Below are 15,434 nucleotides of genomic sequence, written 5' to 3' on the forward strand. Positions count from 1 at the left end.
CGACATGTCCGCGAAAGGAGGGCGCCTGATGCGGCTCGCGTATCAATCTGACGCGGCGATACGTGATGGACAAATGGGTAGGGACAGGTCTCTGACACCCCAATGGGTGCGACACCTCGACCGTCACTACATCGTTGAGCCGGTGACGGCGTGCTCGATAGTTCTGCAAACCACGCTAGCGGGGGGCTTCCCTGTCGTCGGTGAACTGTGACAGGTGCGCGGCGTGGGTGGTCAGGTAGTCGTCCAGGATGTGGCGCGCGGTGTCGATGTCGTTGATCGTCGGGTCGAGCAGCAACGCCTGCAGGGCGACTGCGCGGCTGCCGGTGCAGGCCGCCTCGACGACCAGATCGACCAGCGCCGTCTCGCGGCGCAACAGTTCGGCGATCGGCTCCGGCAGAGCGCCCATCGACAGGCCGCGCACGCCGCCGGCATTGACGCTGGCCGGCACCTCGACGATTGCACCGGCCGGCAGGTTCGGAATGTAGCCCTCGTTCGGAATGTTCACCGCCTGTTGGTAGAGGTTCAGGTTCGCGGCGATGCCCTCGATGACCTCGGCTGCGCCCTCTGTGATGACGCTGCGCAGCGCGTCGATGCTTCGCGTGCCCGCGGCCATCGCCTCGATCTCGCCCCACAGCGTGCCGCGGCTCGCCTCGGCCTCGTCCCAGGCGTAGAGCTCGATGCCGTACTTCTCCCACGGCTTCTTGACCGGCTCGTGCAGCCACGGCAGATACTCCGAAAGGTGCTCGTCGCCCGGCACCGGCAGCAGGCCGAATATGTCGGCGAGTTCGCGTGTCAGCGGCGCGACGCGCGCGGGTAGTTTGCGCAGTTGCTCCTTGAACAGCGGGTAGAGGTCCTCGCCGGTCTGCTTGTGGTGCAGCGACAGCATCCAGGTGAAGTGGTTGAGCCCGGCCGCCTTGATGTCGAGCAATTCATACGCTTGCTCGGTGAAGGCGGCGCGCGCGGCCGATGCCGACGGCGCGGGCCGCAGGGAGAGATCGGCGGGGACGGACAGCCCGAGCTCGTCGGCCAGCGCCCAGCCAGCCATCAGGTAGGCGCGCTTCAACTGGTGGCACAGGCCGACTGTCTTGATGCGCGAGTAGCGGGTCACGGCGCGCACCAGACGGGGCAGGGGGTTGCTGAACAGGATCATCCACGCGTCGGGGCAGTGCGTCTCCATCTGCCGCGCGATGCGCATGACCGGCGGTATATTGCGCGCCGCGTGCGCGAAGCCGCCCGCGCCGCCGTTCTCGCCATACGGCTGGTACGCGCCGTGGCGTCCGGGAATCTCCCAGTCGAGCCGCCAGAGCTTCTCGCGCGGCGGCACCTCGATCGAGACGATCACAAACGCCGCGCCGTCGAGCATCGCCGCCAGGTCGGTCGAGTACTCGATCGTCATGCCCGCGTCCCACTCGCGATTCATGCGCGCCGCCAGCCGCGCGATCAGCGCCAGTCCCTGCGCGTTGATGTCTACCAGCGCCAGCGTGCTGCCGTGCAGTCGTTCGCTGCGGATCAGCGTTGCCAGCGCATTCTGCCCGAAATTGGCGCTGCCCGCGCCCACGACGACGATCTTGGTTGGTTTCATGCTCGCTCACCGCGGATAGCCCGGTCGGGCATTGTGGTTGGCTGCCTGGCGCGCGCCGTTTACGGCGCGGAGGTATAATCGCGCGTCAGTTCGATCGAGCGCTCGCGGTCCATGACGCGGAAGGTGAATGAGCCGTTCTTGCGGTCCGGCGCCGGCGAGTCGAAGCGGACCTGATACTGCGTCGCCAGTTGCCCGCGCACTTTCTCGTACAGGTCTTTGAGCGAAGCCGCGTCGGGCGTCTCCAGGTACCCACCGCCAGTGCGCCCGGAGATCTGGCGCAGGACATCCGGCGTCAAATCCGGGTTGATCAGTCCGATCGTGTAGATCGGCACGTTGAGCTGCTGCACTTGTGCCAGCATATCCGATAGTGACGCGCGGCTGGCGGTGTCGGCGCCGTCGGTCAGCACGATCACGGCCTGGCGCCCGCCGAGTTGACGCTGGTTCGCGGCGATGCTGATGATCACGTCGCGCAGCGCGGTATTGCCGTCGGCGATCAGCCCGTCGAGGGCGGCGAGCACCACCGCCCGCTCGGTCGTGCAGGTGGTCAGCCGCTTGACTGTAGTGGAGAAGCTGTAGAGGCAGATGGCGCTGCCCGCGCCGATCTGCCGGACGAACTCGCCGGCGGCGGCTTTGGCGTTGAGCAGCGGCGCGCCGCGCATACTGCCGCTGACATCCATGGCGAGTGCGACGGTGACGGGCGACGCCTGGCTATCGACCGCACTCAGCGTGAAGCTATTCACCGGCGCGCCGTCGATCGCCAGGCTGCAGCGGAACGAGCCGTGCAGGCGGGTGCCGGCGCTGTCGGCGTTGATCGCAGTAAAGTAGGCCGTTAGCGCAGGGAACGAGGTGGTATCCACCTGCGCGCCGACGATGGTGAGGTTCTGAAGCGACACGACGCCGACCGCATCGGACGGCTGGCCGAACTCGCAGACCGAGAGCTCGCTCTCGCCGTCGCCGGCCCGGGCGCGCACGCGGATGGCGCCGCCGCCGGGGCAGAAACCGGGCGCGCTGAACGCCAGGGACCATTGACTGCTGTTGATCTCGCTCGACGGGGCCACGACGACGCCGCTCATCGGCCGGCCGTTCAGCCACACGTCAAAATCGACGGCCGCGCCATTGGGCAGCGGCGCGCCCCCTTTGGTCAATGCCGATTCGAGGCGCACGCTGCACGGCGCGTCGAGCTCGACCTTGTAGTCGCCGAAAGCCAGCGGTCCGGCCGGCAACGGCACCGGGGTGCCGCGTGCGCGCGGGCGGCCGCCGCTGGAGGCATCGGCGCCGCTATCGGAACCGAAGAAAGGCAGGCGCGACAGGTCGAGGCCGGGCACGCGGTCGCGGAACAGCAGGAGCCCGGCCACCAGGATGCCAAAGGCGGCCACCGGGCCGAGCGCCATGATGATGCCGTCGAGCATTCCGAACACGGTGCGGTCCGGGTTACGCTCCGCCGCAACCGGCTCGTCACCCAGGTCGCCCACGGCGCGGCGCGGCAGGGCTTTCTTGAGTGCCTGTGCCAGCGCATGCCCATCGGCTGGCCGGGCCAGCGGATCGGTTGCGGTTGCCTTGGCCAGCACGGTGGCCAGGCTTCGGTTGGCGTCGACATCGCCGATTACTGCCCACAGCAGCGCGCTCAGCGTGTAGACGTCTGCCGGTGGCGTGGGTGTGCCCGTGCGTGCTTCGGGTGCGACGAACTGGTCGGCGTTTCCGTCCGGCCGGGCGTCCATTGCGAGGGTGAGGTGTGAGGCGCGGGTGAAGCGCAGGCTGCTGAGCGAGAGTGGCTGCGGGCGACTCAGCGTCTGACCGGTACGATGCATGGTCCCGAGCGAATCGACCAGCCGGACCCATCGCCAGCCGACGAACGCGGGGTCCAGCCGCGGCGTCAGGTTGAGCAGGGTAGCGAGGGATGGCGCACTGACTTCAAAGGCGAAGTAGTGTCGCTCGCCCGCATCAAACAACGCACCGTCTAGCGCGTCCGGCGCTCCGTCGAATGGTGTATCCGATTCGAGCAGCCAGTAGAAGCCTTCGACCTGGTTGCGAATCGCCAGGAAGAGTGAACGGTCCCCGCGCGCGGCGACTTCGATAATTTGGTAGGCGTCGATGCTGTCGTTAAGGCGTGTTTGTGTTGCCATACTGGTTATCCGCGCTCATTGGCGCCCATGCGTGCCCGCGCGGTCGAGTTGACGGCGTCGCTTCGCGTGCTGGCGCCGGTCATTCGATTAGCGCGCCCTGTGCCGGATCGAGCAGAAAGCGACGCTCGGCGTCGTCCAGCCCCTCGTTCTCGATGTCGACACGGCGAAAGTGCGCGCCGTCCACCCGCGCGGGGCGGTACAGGTGCGCAAACTGCGCCACAGTCAGGAACGCGCCGCGCAGATCGGCCCCGCGCAAATCTGCGCCGCGCAGATCCGCGCCTTCAAGATCGGCGTTCGACAGGTCGGCGTCGCGCAGGTCGGCGCCGGTGAACGTGCTGCGCGTGAAGTTCGCGCTGCGGGCGTCGGCCCCGCGCAGCAGCGCGCCGCTCAGCTCACAGGCCTTGATCTGCGCGCCGCGCAGGTTGAGGCCGCTCAAATCGACGCCGCGCCATTGCGCGAACTTATCGTCCATGATCGCCGCGCAGTCCGAGAAATCCTTCGCCGCTATGCGGCGCGCGAACTCGGCGCCATCCATGGGCCGGGGGTCGTAGCGCTCCTCGGCCCACGGGTCGGCGTGGTTGTGGTAGGCCGAGGTGCGCTCCCAGAAGCCGAGCCGGTCTTCGGCCAGCAACTCGATCTGCCTGAGCCACTTCAGGCTCTTGTAGAAATATTTGCCGTGGCAGACCGAACGCACCGGGCCCCCGTGCGCGCGATCCAGCGGCGCGCCGTCCACCGCATGCGCGAGGATGACGTGCTCCAGCGCATAGTCGAGCGGCAGGGAGGTGTCGTGCTTGCGGCGCGAGTAGGCGGCGAAGCGCACGAATCGCGCATCGCGCAACGGGCCGGCCTGGTTGAGCAGCGTCGAGAGCGGCACGCCGGTCCAGCGGTGATCGAGGTGCGTCCAGCCGGTCACGCAGATGGTGTCCCAACTGCGCTCGACCGCAGGCAGGCGCAGAAAATCTTCGAGCGACAGTTGCAGCCGCGTGCGCACCAGTCCGTCCACCGACAGCCGCCACTCGGCGGGCGTGAACGGCGCGGGCTCGCGCTCCCCGACGACGGGAAACTTGAGCGTCAGCGATTGATTGGGCGAAAGACGGTCGTTGGTCATAGCGTTAATTGCAGCCGCCGGGGCGGTTCACGGTATCCATCAGCGGGGTGGCGCTGAATACGCCGCGCACCGCGGCGCGCACCTTGTTGACGTCCGGTAACATCACCCACCAGCCCTGCGGCGAGATCACGCTCGGCGCGAGATTGAGATCGATCGTCATGCCGTGCACGTTGCTCAGCTTCGTTTCGGCGGCGGTGCGCGCCAGCGGCAGGATCAGCGTGGGCGGCAGGTCGGTCTGGATGTACGGCTGCACGGCCTGGTAGAGCTGCGGGATGCGCGCGAACATGTCGGGCGAGAGCATCTGTTCGCGCACGCCGAGCAGGACGCGGTTCTGCCGGCGCATGCGGTCGAAGATGCCGGTGCTCAGGCGCGAGCGTGAATAATCGAGCGCCATCTGGCCGTCCATGCGCGCGCGCGGCGGCGCGACCTTCAACACGCGCACGCCGCCCGGCTTGCTGGCATCCGGGTAGCGCTCTTCGAGCGCGCAGTCGATGGCGACATTGATCGGCCCGATGGTATCGATCGCCTTGACCATGCCTTCAAAGTTGACGCGCACGTAGTAATCGATGGTGATGCCGAGCAGGCTGCCGAGCACCTGCTTGACCAGCGGCGGCCCGCCAAACTCGTCCAGTGTGTTGACGCGATTGGGTGAGCGGCCCGGGATGCTGACCAGCACATCGCGCGCGACGTTCACGATGCCGACGCGCTGGCTCTTCGGGTCGATCATTACGACGATCATCGTGTCGGTGCGCCAGTCGGTCGACCCGGCGCGGTGGTCGCTGCCAAGCAGCACGATGTTGAGCGTGCCGGGCAGGGGCGGCAGCGGTGTACCGGCCGGTGCGAGTGTGCGCGACGGCGTGGGGGTGGCCGTCGCGGCGGCCGGCTGCGGCGTCGCAGCGCGCGCGGCCGGCGTGCCGCTGGGGCGTGTTGCCGTTGTGGCGGGCGTGGCTGTTGGCGTTGGCAGCAGCATCTCCGGGTCGGCGTCGTCGGTCTGCGGGGGCGGGATGGAGGCCGGATCAAAGGTGGCGACCGACACGTCGAACGAGTCGCCGGCGCGCGGGGCGCTGACCGGTATTTCCATCATCAGGAGCACGGCCGCGCCGAGCAGCGCCGCGCCAGCGGCGATCAGCAGCACGCCGCCCGCCAGCAGGATTATCTTCCTCACGCCGTCTCCGCCAGTATCGGCTGCAGGCACGCGATCAGCGCGGCCATGCGCCCCGCCACGCGCGTCAGGTAGTCCTCATCGTAAGGTGCCAGCGGCACGGTCTCGTAAATCTTGCTCCAACCTTTGTCCCAGCGCTCGAAATGCACGCCGTCGCCCAGCGCATGCTTGATCTCGAACATGTGCGGGGTGAAGTGCTGCATCAAAGCGTCGTTCAACTCGCGGCCGCGCCGCTCGAAGTGCAGGCCGATCTCGAAGGCGTTGAGGCGCGTATACGCCGACGCTTCATAGTGCGCCGTGAAGTCGTCGTAGTAGACCTGCAGCATCCAGTTGCGCACGCGCTGCTCGAAAGCGCGCAGCGGGCGCGGCAGAAGCGGCTTGATGTGCGCCGGCAGGGCGCGGAAGAATTCGCTGGATCGATAGACGGTCGACATAGGGAAGTTGAATCGATTATAGCAAGCGTGGCGGCGGCGCACAAGCGCCTGAGATTTGAATTTCTCGCCTTGTCGTCGGCGTGAGCGCGCTGCGACCTGCCGGCGGTCGATTTGTCGCGCGCGCCGACGGGGCATAGAATAACGGCACACCAGCCGATGTCACCACGAACGATCCTGTTAGCATTCCTGCTGCTGTGCCTGTCCGCGTGCGAGCGCGAGCCCGATGCGCCCGCCGGGACGGCCTTGCCTCCGGCAGGCACGGCGCCCGCCGGCAACCCGCGCCCGACCGATGCCTCGCTATCCCCGGCCGCCAATCCCGGCACGCCCGGCGGCGGCAAACTGCCCGGCGCGACCATCGTGATTGCGGTCCTTAACGACCAGTCCGGCATCTACGCCGATTTTGGCGGCAGGTACGCCGTGGAGGCGGCGCAGATGGCGGCCGAGGAGTTCGTGTCGCGCACCGGCGCCGCCGTCGAGGTCATCAGCGCCGATCACCAGAACGACCCCGACAAGGCGGCCGCGCGCGCGCAGGAGTTGTTCGACAAATCCGGCGCCGATGTGATTCTCGACGTGCCGACGTCGGCGGCGGCGCTGCGCATCATGAAGCTGGCCGCCGACAAGCGCCGCCTCTACATCAACATTTCGGCGGCGACGGCCGATCTGACCGGCAAAGAGTGCAACCGGTACACCTTTCACTACGCGTACGACATTCCGCAACTGGCCAATGCGGCCGCGCAGTGGACGGCGCAGAACCTTGGTAAACGCTGGCACATCATCTACCCGAAGTACGGCTTCGGGCAGGAGATGGAAGCGGCGTTCCGCAAAGCGATCGAGTCGGCGGGCGGCACGGTGCTGGCGTCGGATCCGGCGCCGTTCCCGCACCCGACCGGCGACTACACGGACTGGCTGCGTCGCACGATCGCGTATCATCCCGACGTCGTCGGCGTGATGCAGGCGGGAGCCGATCTGGGTGCGGTGGCGCGCGCGTACAACGCACTCAAGGTGCGCGATCAGCGCATCACGCTGGTGGCGGGCCTGCTGCTGGAGACCGACATTCAGTCTGCCGGGGCCGATGTGCTGGCCGGCACCGTGTTTGCCACGCCGTGGTACTGGGCGATGGATCGCGAGGCGCGCGACTGGGCCGACCGGTTCCAGAAGCGCACTGGCGCGCGGCCGACGTTCGCGCAAGCGGCGACCTATTCGGCAGCGGTGCAGTACCTGGAGGCCGTGCGGCGCGCGGGGACGGACCAACCGGACGCGGTCATCAAGGCGCTGGAAAACTATCGCTTCAGCGATATGTTTATCCGCAACGGCTTGATTCGTGCCGAGGACCATCTGGTTCAGCACGACATGCTGGTGGGGCAGGTCAAGCCTTCGGCGGACGTGCGCGAGCCGCGGGATACCGTGAAGGTACTCGGCGTGGTGCCGGCCGATCGTGCGGCGCGTCCGGCCGCCGAGTCCGGCTGTACCATGCGCTGAGATCTGGCCGTCTATGAATAGTTCGCGCAACAGTGGCGCATATTTCACCGGCATGGCGCTCATCATACTCTACGGCGTGGTGCTGCTGCGCACGGCATGGATTTCCGACGACGCGGCGATTACGCTGCGCGTCGTGCTGAATACGGCGCACGGCTGGGGGCCGACCTACAACATCGCCGAGCGCGTGCAGGCGTTCACGCACCCGCTCTGGTTCGTGCTGCTGGCGCTGGCGAACGCCGTGCTTGGTAATGTCTTCGCGGTGGCCTTTGCGCTTTCGTTCGCGCTGGCGCTGCTGGCGTTTGTCCTGGCGCTCCGGCGCGGCGTGGCGACCGGGTGGGCGGTCGTCTGCGCGCTCGTCCTCATCGGCTCCAAGGCGTTTGTCGACTACAGCGGATCGGGGCTGGAGAACCCGCTGGCGTACCTGCTCGTGGCGCTGTTTGTGCATGGAATGACCGGGGACGATGACGCGCCGCCGCAGTTGGCATGGCTGGTGTTCCTCGCGTCGTTGATCTACCTGACGCGTCCCGACCTTGGCCTGCTCATCGCACCGCTGCTGGTTGTGGCCTACTGGCGGTCGCGGCATGACTGGCGGCGCGGGGCGTGGCAGACGCTGCTGGGCACGTCACCGGCCATCGTATGGACAGCGTTCTCGCTGGCCTATTACGGCTTTCCATTTCCGAACACGGCGTATGCCAAGCTGGGCAACAACGTCGACGGCTGGGATCTGGTGCGCCAGGGCGGGTACTACTTCCTCGACTCGCTCGATCGCGATCCGCTCACGCTGCTGGCGATTGCGCTGGCCGTGGTTTCCGGTCTGCGATCGAACATGGTAAATCGCGGGCTGGCATTCGGCATTGGAATCTACCTGCTCTATGTGGCGCGGATCGGCGGCGACTTCATGTCCGGCCGGTTCTTTGCCGTGCCGCTCTTCGCCGCGGTGCTGATCCTGGCGCGTATGCCGGCGATCGGTGGCTCCATGTCCGCGGCGCTTGCGGTGGCGGTTGCGGCGGTCAGCCTGCTGTCGCCGGGCGCGCCGCTGATGAGCGACAGCCGTTACAGCAATGAGAAGCTGAGCCTGGCCGGCATCGCCGACGAGCGCGGGTACTATTTCCAGCGCTGGGGGCTGATAGCGGGCAGCCGCGAGCGATTTGTCGATCTGCCGGCGTGGCCGGATGCGTCCGGCGCGCTCGATATTGTGGAACTGCGCGAAGTGTGCGGGGGTCTGGGGTACACCGGGTTGTATACCGGGCCGTGGGTGCATTTTGTGGACCGATGCGGCCTGAGCGATCCGTTGCTGGCGCGTCTGCCGCCGAATATCAATCCGAACTGGCGCGCCGGCCACTTCGAGCGAACACTACCGGAAGGATACCTTGACAGTATTCGCGGATCGGACAATCGCATCCGTGACGACAGGCTTAAGGAATACTACGACGCCATCCGGTTGATTACCCGCGCGCCGCTCGACGCGCCGGGTCGCTGGGACGCCATAATGCAGATGAATCTCGGCCGCTATGACAATCTGATCGAACGAGAGGGCTACGGGGCCGCGCCTTCGCTGACCTTAGCGGCGGAGGCGTTGACCACCGTGCGCACTGAGGGCAGTCGCTGGGATGCGCCGGGCAACATTGTGTTTCGCCGGCTATTTCCCGTGACGGTGACGTTCGGCGCGCTCCAGACCGGTAAGCGGGAGATCGACCTGTCATTCGATAGCAACGACCAGTACCGTCTCACATTCATGCGCGGCGCGCGGGCGCTGGGTAGCCTGGTGCTTGGTCCGCGACCGCTGCCGAAAGGCGGGCTGACGCGCTATGTGTTGCCGCTACCCGCCGGCATCTCCACCGATGGATTTGACGCGGTCCTGGTCGAGGCGCTTGAGGGGGATGGGGCGTACGCCCTGGGGCATTTCGTCGTGCGTTAGGCCGCCGATTGGCCTGCCTGGCGTTGCCGTGGCAAGCGCAAGGCGACCTGCGTTCCCTCGCCCACGCGTCAGGCGGCTGTAAACACCAGAAAATCCGCAGACGTTATATCGCCGAAGGCGGGGTGCCGTTCGACTCCGAAAAACCCGCATTCACTGAGCAACTGCCGGTAGTCCGACTCCTGATATGCTTGTGTCATCACGGCGTAGGGCGTCACGGAGGCGTTGGTGGGATCGATCACAAAGTACCGCTCAGTGGCGATCGCCCGCACAGCGTCCCAGTCCGATTCCTTCAGGCAGAGGTACGGCATATCCGAAAACAGGCCGCGCTCGGCCGTGAACCACGACGGCGGACGCTCGCCGCGCTGGCGGAGCGAATCGAACGTGGACAGTTCAAGCAGAAGCGTGCCCCCGTTCGCCAGCGCCGCGCGCGTTTTGGACACGATGGCCGCCGCATCGCTGCGCGCGAACGCGTTGAACTCCCCGTAGATGAGCATGACCAGGTCGTAGCCTGATCCATATTCGGCGGTGCGGATGTCGGCCTGCTGGAACACAGCCGGCAGATGCATGTCCGCAGCGCGCTCGCGGGCGTACATGATTGACGCCGGCGAGAAGTCGATGCCGGTGCACGAATGGCCGCGCTGGGCCAGGCGGTTCGCGTACAGGCCGGGGCCGCAGCCCAGATCGAGCACGCGCGACGGGCGGCCGCGCAACAGATCGGCGTGAATCCACTCGACGTGCCGGTCAATCGTGTCGAAGCGCCGGCTGGCGCCGTCGTGCGACTGCGAGAGGTGCTCGGCCAGCATGCGGCGGCTGAAGGCGGGATCGTTCCATGGGATCTTCAGCCAGCCGCCTGCCGCGTGCGACTCGCGCCGCACCAGATCAAGTAGTTCCATGCGAGTGCGTCTCCAGTTGGCGTGTGTCGACGAGAGTGAATGCCGCGGTGGCGGCCGCGGCCAGCGCGGCCCAGAACACGAATGGCGCGGCCGGGTGGATCGCGACCAGGCTGTTGCCCAGCGGCGGAGAGAAAACGCCGCCCAGCATGAAAAACATCTGCACGAAACCGATGGCCGAGCCGGTCAGCGCCGCGCCGACGCCTTTGGTCTCCATCACGGTGGTCATGTACACGGTCATGAAGCCGTCGCGCATGACGCCGGCCAGGAGCACGGCCGCAACGATCAGCCCGCCGCCGGCGACCGCGAGTGTGCCGGTGCCGGCCGCCATGAGCCCTGCGCCGAGCAGCAGGAAGCCGCGCCGCTTGCCGAGCCGGTCGGAGAGGACGCCGATCGGAATGGTGCCGAGCAGGCTGACGGCATGGAACGCCGCGACGGTCTGGTCGGCGTTGGGGCCGCTCCAGCCGATGTCGCGCAGGTAGAGCGGCAGGTAGGCGAGCGCGGCATTGACGCAGCCGCCGTAACCGAGCGCGCCGAGCGCCATGATCCACAGGTTCCGCATGCGCGTGACCTGCGCCAGCCCGGCCAGCGCCGGCATGCGCTGCAGGTGCGGACCTTCCTCCGGGTGACGGGTCGCCAGCCAGAGCAGGCCAATCAGCGCGGCCGCGCCGCCCAGCGCAAACAGCACATGCCGCCAGCCGCCGAGCAGGGGCGACAGGACGCTCGCGCTCAGCAGCGAGCCAAGCAGAAAGCCGAGCGCCATGCCGGCCGACAGCGCGCCGTTGGCCCGGCCGCGCTCGCGCGCAGCGAACCAGATCGCGCAGGTCTTGCTCAGGTTGATCGAGATGAGCGGCGTGGCCAGCCCAAACAGCAGCGTGGTGGCAATCAGCGCAGCGAAGCTGTCGGAGAGGCCGCGCAGCGCGCCGGTGATGGCGGCCAGAAAGCAGGCGGCCGCGATGGTATTGCGAGCGCCAAAGCGGTCGCCGATCGCGCCCGCCGCGAGGCTGAGCGCGATCGACATCAGCGCGGTGGTGGTCGTCAGCAGCCCGACCTGCACGAGATCCATGTGCAGCTCGTTCGCGATTTCGCGCGAGAGCACCGGCACGGCCATGGCCGGCACGGCGACGACGATCGCGGCGGTCGCCACCGTCAGCGCGAGTATGAGCCAGCGGTACGGTTGGTTCATGGTCAGAACGCGCCTTCGCGCGGTGCGCCGGCTTCCGTAGCGGCCAGCACGTCGCGCAGCCAGGCCGGGACGGCATCTTCGTTCCCGGCGCGCAGTGCGGCGGGAACGGCGGCCAGCGCCCGCTGCCAGGTCAGCGCGCGGTTGAGCGTGCCGGCTCGCAGCGCCAGATCGGCGGCGGCGCGCAGGCGCGCCGGCGGCGCGAAGCGCGTCCACGGTTCCAGATAGGCGTCGCGCGCCCGCGCGACCTCGGGACTGTTGGTGGCGACGCCGAGGCGCAGCCCGATGGCACGCGAGACGACCACCAGCGAGAAGAACGGGTGCGCCACGCTGGCGTCGCCCCAGTCGAAAAACGCGAAACGGTCGCCGTCCACGAACACGTTGTTGTCGTGAAAGTCGCCGTGCTCGATGCTTTCCGGCAAGTCGCAGGCGGCCAACTCATCGCACAGCGCCGCGTAGCGCGGTACGGCGGCGCGCAGGCGCGCGACCTCGTCGGCGCTCAACCCGTCAGGCTGGTCGATGCGCATGAGCTCAGGTTCTTGCAGCAGCGCCTGCAACTGCGCCGGCAGACCGGCAAGCCGCCGGTCGAGTGTGCCGAGCGCGAGCAGGTCGGGGACACGCTCGGCCATGGCGATCTGAAGCTCGGCGTAATCGGCAAGCACGCGGTGCCAGCGGCGCATGTCGCGGTCCGCGTTCATCAGCGGGCGCAGGGTCGTGCCCCCGTCGCGCATGAGCAGCCAGCCGCGCGCCGGGTCGGCGGCGACGAGGCCGGGCACACAGGCAGGGTGCCAGCGGACCAACGCGTCGGTCAACGCCGCTTCGCGCGCGTAGCCTGGCGGTGTGGCTTTGAAGTACAAATCACCTGCCGCTGTGGACGCGCGCAGAATGACCGACCAGGCGCGCTGACGGGCTTCGTCGACCGGGCCGATCAATGGCAGGCCGGCTCGCGCCGCTTCCGAGGCGATCCAGTCGTCGACCTCGGCGCGCCAGCCAGGCGCAGACCAGGGCAGGGCGGGCTCGGAGTTAAGAATCATGACATAAATGAACCCGCCCGATCTCACACCGAGGTCGGGCGGGTTCTGCTTTTGCAGTGTATGCCGATTGGGTTACGGCAGGCTTTCCTTCAGCACGCGCAGCCAGTTGCCGCCCAGGATGCCGTCGATGTCGGCCTGCTTGTAGCCGGCGTCTTTGAGCGCGTCGCCGAGCTTGCCGAAATCGCGCACGGAGTCCATCTCCGCGGGGATCGACTGCATGCCGAAACCGCCGTCGAAGTCGCTGCCGAACCCGACGTGCCGGGCGCTGCCGGCGATCTGGCAGATGTGGTCAATGTGCTTGAGCGCATCCTCGCGCAGGGTGACCGCCTGCTTGCCCTTCTCCGGCTCCCAGTCGGGATTCAGGAAGCGGTTATACAGCACGATGCCGATGACGGCCTCGCGCTCGATCAGCTTGCGGATCATGTCGTCGGTAAGCTGGCGGTCGGTCGGCACGAAAGCGCGGCAGTTGGAGTGCGACGCGATGACGCGGCCGTGGAAGATGTCGATGCCCTGCCAGAACGATTCTTCGGCCAGGTGGCTGATGTCCCAGATGATCGGCAAGTCGTTCATCAACTTGAGCAGCTTGCGGCCGTCGTCGGTCAGTCCGCCGGGCGCGCGGGTGCCGCCCGCATAGCGCGTCTGGCTCCACGAGAGGCCGAGCACGCGCACGCCGGCGTCGAACCAGCGCTTGATGTCGTCGGGCTTCACGATCGGGTCAGCGCCTTCCATCAGCGTGACCAGGCCGACGCTGCGCTTGTCCAGGCTGGACGACTGCCAGTGTGCGAGGTGCGCGTCGAGGTCGGAGCGCGACACGATGAGCTTGACGCGCGGATCCTCGTCGGCCAGCCGCCGGTAGTAGTCCATCTGCGCGCGCGCCATCGACTCGGCTTCCTGCGGCGTGCTGTAACCGATGCGCTGGTCGCCGCCGAACGCCGACGAGCGCGGCGAGACGTAGATGGTGGAGAACACGACGGCGACATCGCCGGCCAGCAGATCGGGCAGGCCGACGGTGGCCAGCCCCTCGCGGCCCTGGCCGCTGTCGCCGCCGTCGGCGGCGCGCTTGTCGGCTACGCTGGTGCGGAAGTCCCGCGCGCCGACCAACGCATTGTAGGCGATGTCTTCGTGAGCGTCGACTATGATCATGATGGACTCCGGCGCCCGCACGGAAGGCGCGGGCTGGTGGGTATTAGCCTTTGTACGCATCCTTCGACAGGCTCAGGCTTCGACAGGCTCAGCCCGCGCGCCTAGCCTTCATATGCGATCTGGCTGAACTTCATCAGCTTGTGCAGGCTGTGCTCGGCCTTGACGCGCCGGAATGTGCCGGAGCGCGAGCGCATGATCAGCGAATCGGTGCTGACCGAGTCGCCGCGATAGCGCACGCCCTCAAGCAGTTCGCCGTCGGTGATGCCAGTGATGGCGAAGAAGACGTTGTCGCTGCGAACCAGGTCGTTCATCCCGAGCACGCGCTTGAGATCGAGCCCCGCATCGAGAGCGCGGCGGCGCTCGGACTCGTCGCGCGGCCAGAGCTTGCACTGGATATTGCCGCCGAGGCACTTGATGGCGGCGGCCGAGATGACCGCCTCCGGCGAGCCGCCGATACCCATCAGCACGTCAACCGGCATATTGGGCGACGACGCCTGCAGCGCGCCGGCCACGTCGCCGTCGCTGATCAGCTTCAGGCGCGCGCCGGCAGCGCGAATCTGCGCAATCAGTTCGTTATGGCGCGGGCGGTCAAGCACCGTCACGGTCAGCTCTTCCAGATCCTTGCCGTAGGCGCGCGCGATGTTTTCCAGGTTGTCGCGCACCGGCGCGTCGATGTCGATGGCGTCGGCGGCGGCCGGGCCGACCGCGATCTTGTTCATGTACACGACCGGGCCCGGCGAATACATCGAGCCGCGCTCCGAGAGCGCGACGACCGAGACCGAGTTCGGCAGGCCGAGCGCCAGCAGGCGCGTGCCGTCGATCGGGTCCACGGCGATATCGGTGCGCGGCTCGTTGCCGTTGCCGATTCGCTCGCCGTTGTAAAGCATCGGCGCCTCATCTTTTTCGCCTTCACCGATCACCACGATGCCATCCATATCGACGGTGGAAAGCAGCAGGCGCATGGCGTCGACGGCGGCCTTATCGCAGGCGTTGCGGTCGCCCTTGCCCATCCAGCGCGCCGCGGCCATAGCAGCCGATTCAGTGGCGCGCACCAGTTCCATCGCCAGGTTGCGGTCGGGGCTTGTAGTTTCTGGCATGAATGTTACCTCGTCAGAGTGGACTCGCGATGCTGTGCATGGAGCACAACAAGTCGATGATAACACAAAGAAATTTCGACCGCAAATGCCTGCGCGACGGACCAGCAATTCTCAATTTGGAGTCTGTCCACCAGGTTGCCCCCTCATCCCCTGGCCCCTTCTCCCCCGCGCGCGCGGGGGAGAAGGGGAAAAGCTAACGGGGAGGTGCGCGGCGGCGCAGCCGCCGCGCACCTCCCCTTAGAATCTCGCCCCCTCCCAACTTCGTTGGGAGGGGGTCGGGG

Annotated in this window: 12 protein-coding genes; 2 read left to right on the forward strand and 10 right to left on the reverse strand. The window is 67.4% G+C overall.

Annotated elements, in window-relative coordinates; genetic code table 11:
* Positions 1-175 precede the first annotated feature (175 nt).
* From HZB53_21335 to HZB53_21355, 5 genes are all read right to left on the reverse strand, one after another.
* On the reverse strand, positions 176-1,582 hold the full coding sequence (locus tag HZB53_21335; protein ID MBI5880202.1) for a hypothetical protein: 1,407 nt from the start codon (positions 1,580-1,582) through the stop codon (positions 176-178).
* A gap of 59 nt (positions 1,583-1,641) precedes the next feature.
* Positions 1,642-3,705, reverse strand: a complete 2,064-nt coding sequence (locus HZB53_21340) for a VWA domain-containing protein (protein MBI5880203.1) — start codon at positions 3,703-3,705, stop codon at positions 1,642-1,644.
* A 79-nt stretch (positions 3,706-3,784) separates the two neighbouring features.
* Positions 3,785-4,813 (reverse strand): molybdopterin-dependent oxidoreductase, encoded by a 1,029-nt coding sequence (locus HZB53_21345; GenBank protein ID MBI5880204.1) that lies wholly within the window; start codon positions 4,811-4,813, stop codon positions 3,785-3,787.
* 4 nt (positions 4,814-4,817) lie between these two features.
* Positions 4,818-5,978 carry an LCP family protein gene (locus tag HZB53_21350; protein ID MBI5880205.1) on the reverse strand — a complete coding sequence of 387 codons (1,161 nt, stop codon included), beginning with the start codon at positions 5,976-5,978 and terminating at the stop codon, positions 4,818-4,820.
* On the reverse strand, positions 5,975-6,409 hold the full coding sequence (locus HZB53_21355; GenBank protein ID MBI5880206.1) for a hypothetical protein: 435 nt from the start codon (positions 6,407-6,409) through the stop codon (positions 5,975-5,977). The genes HZB53_21350 and HZB53_21355 overlap by 4 nt, the downstream gene beginning before the upstream one ends.
* Before the next feature lie 156 nt (positions 6,410-6,565).
* Here HZB53_21355 and HZB53_21360 point away from each other — a divergent pair, with 156 nt between their 5' ends.
* Positions 6,566-7,888, forward strand: coding sequence for an ABC transporter substrate-binding protein (locus HZB53_21360; protein MBI5880207.1), 1,323 nt, complete (start codon positions 6,566-6,568; stop codon positions 7,886-7,888).
* Between the two features lie 13 nt (positions 7,889-7,901).
* On the forward strand, positions 7,902-9,806 hold the full coding sequence (locus HZB53_21365; GenBank protein ID MBI5880208.1) for a hypothetical protein: 1,905 nt from the start codon (positions 7,902-7,904) through the stop codon (positions 9,804-9,806).
* A gap of 68 nt (positions 9,807-9,874) precedes the next feature.
* Here HZB53_21365 and HZB53_21370 read toward each other — a convergent pair whose 3' ends face one another.
* From HZB53_21370 to glpX, 5 genes are all read right to left on the reverse strand, one after another.
* Complete coding sequence (locus tag HZB53_21370) at positions 9,875-10,699, reverse strand: class I SAM-dependent methyltransferase (GenBank protein MBI5880209.1); 825 nt, start codon at positions 10,697-10,699, stop codon at positions 9,875-9,877.
* Positions 10,686-11,882 carry an MFS transporter gene (locus HZB53_21375; GenBank protein ID MBI5880210.1) on the reverse strand — a complete coding sequence of 399 codons (1,197 nt, stop codon included), beginning with the start codon at positions 11,880-11,882 and terminating at the stop codon, positions 10,686-10,688. Before HZB53_21375 ends, HZB53_21370 begins: the two co-directional genes overlap by 14 nt.
* A 2-nt stretch (positions 11,883-11,884) precedes the next feature.
* Positions 11,885-12,913: a phosphotransferase gene (locus HZB53_21380; GenBank protein ID MBI5880211.1), complete on the reverse strand. Its 1,029-nt coding sequence runs from the start codon at positions 12,911-12,913 to the stop codon at positions 11,885-11,887.
* Between the two features lie 72 nt (positions 12,914-12,985).
* Positions 12,986-14,056 carry a membrane dipeptidase gene (locus tag HZB53_21385; protein MBI5880212.1) on the reverse strand — a complete coding sequence of 357 codons (1,071 nt, stop codon included), beginning with the start codon at positions 14,054-14,056 and terminating at the stop codon, positions 12,986-12,988.
* A 101-nt stretch (positions 14,057-14,157) separates the two neighbouring features.
* Positions 14,158-15,153 (reverse strand): class II fructose-bisphosphatase, encoded by a 996-nt coding sequence (gene glpX / locus HZB53_21390; GenBank protein MBI5880213.1) that lies wholly within the window; start codon positions 15,151-15,153, stop codon positions 14,158-14,160.
* Positions 15,154-15,434: the final 281 nt, after the last annotated feature.

The sequence above is a fragment of the Chloroflexota bacterium genome (genome assembly GCA_016235055.1).
Lineage (GTDB): Bacteria > Chloroflexota > Anaerolineae > JACRMK01 > JACRMK01 > JACRMK01.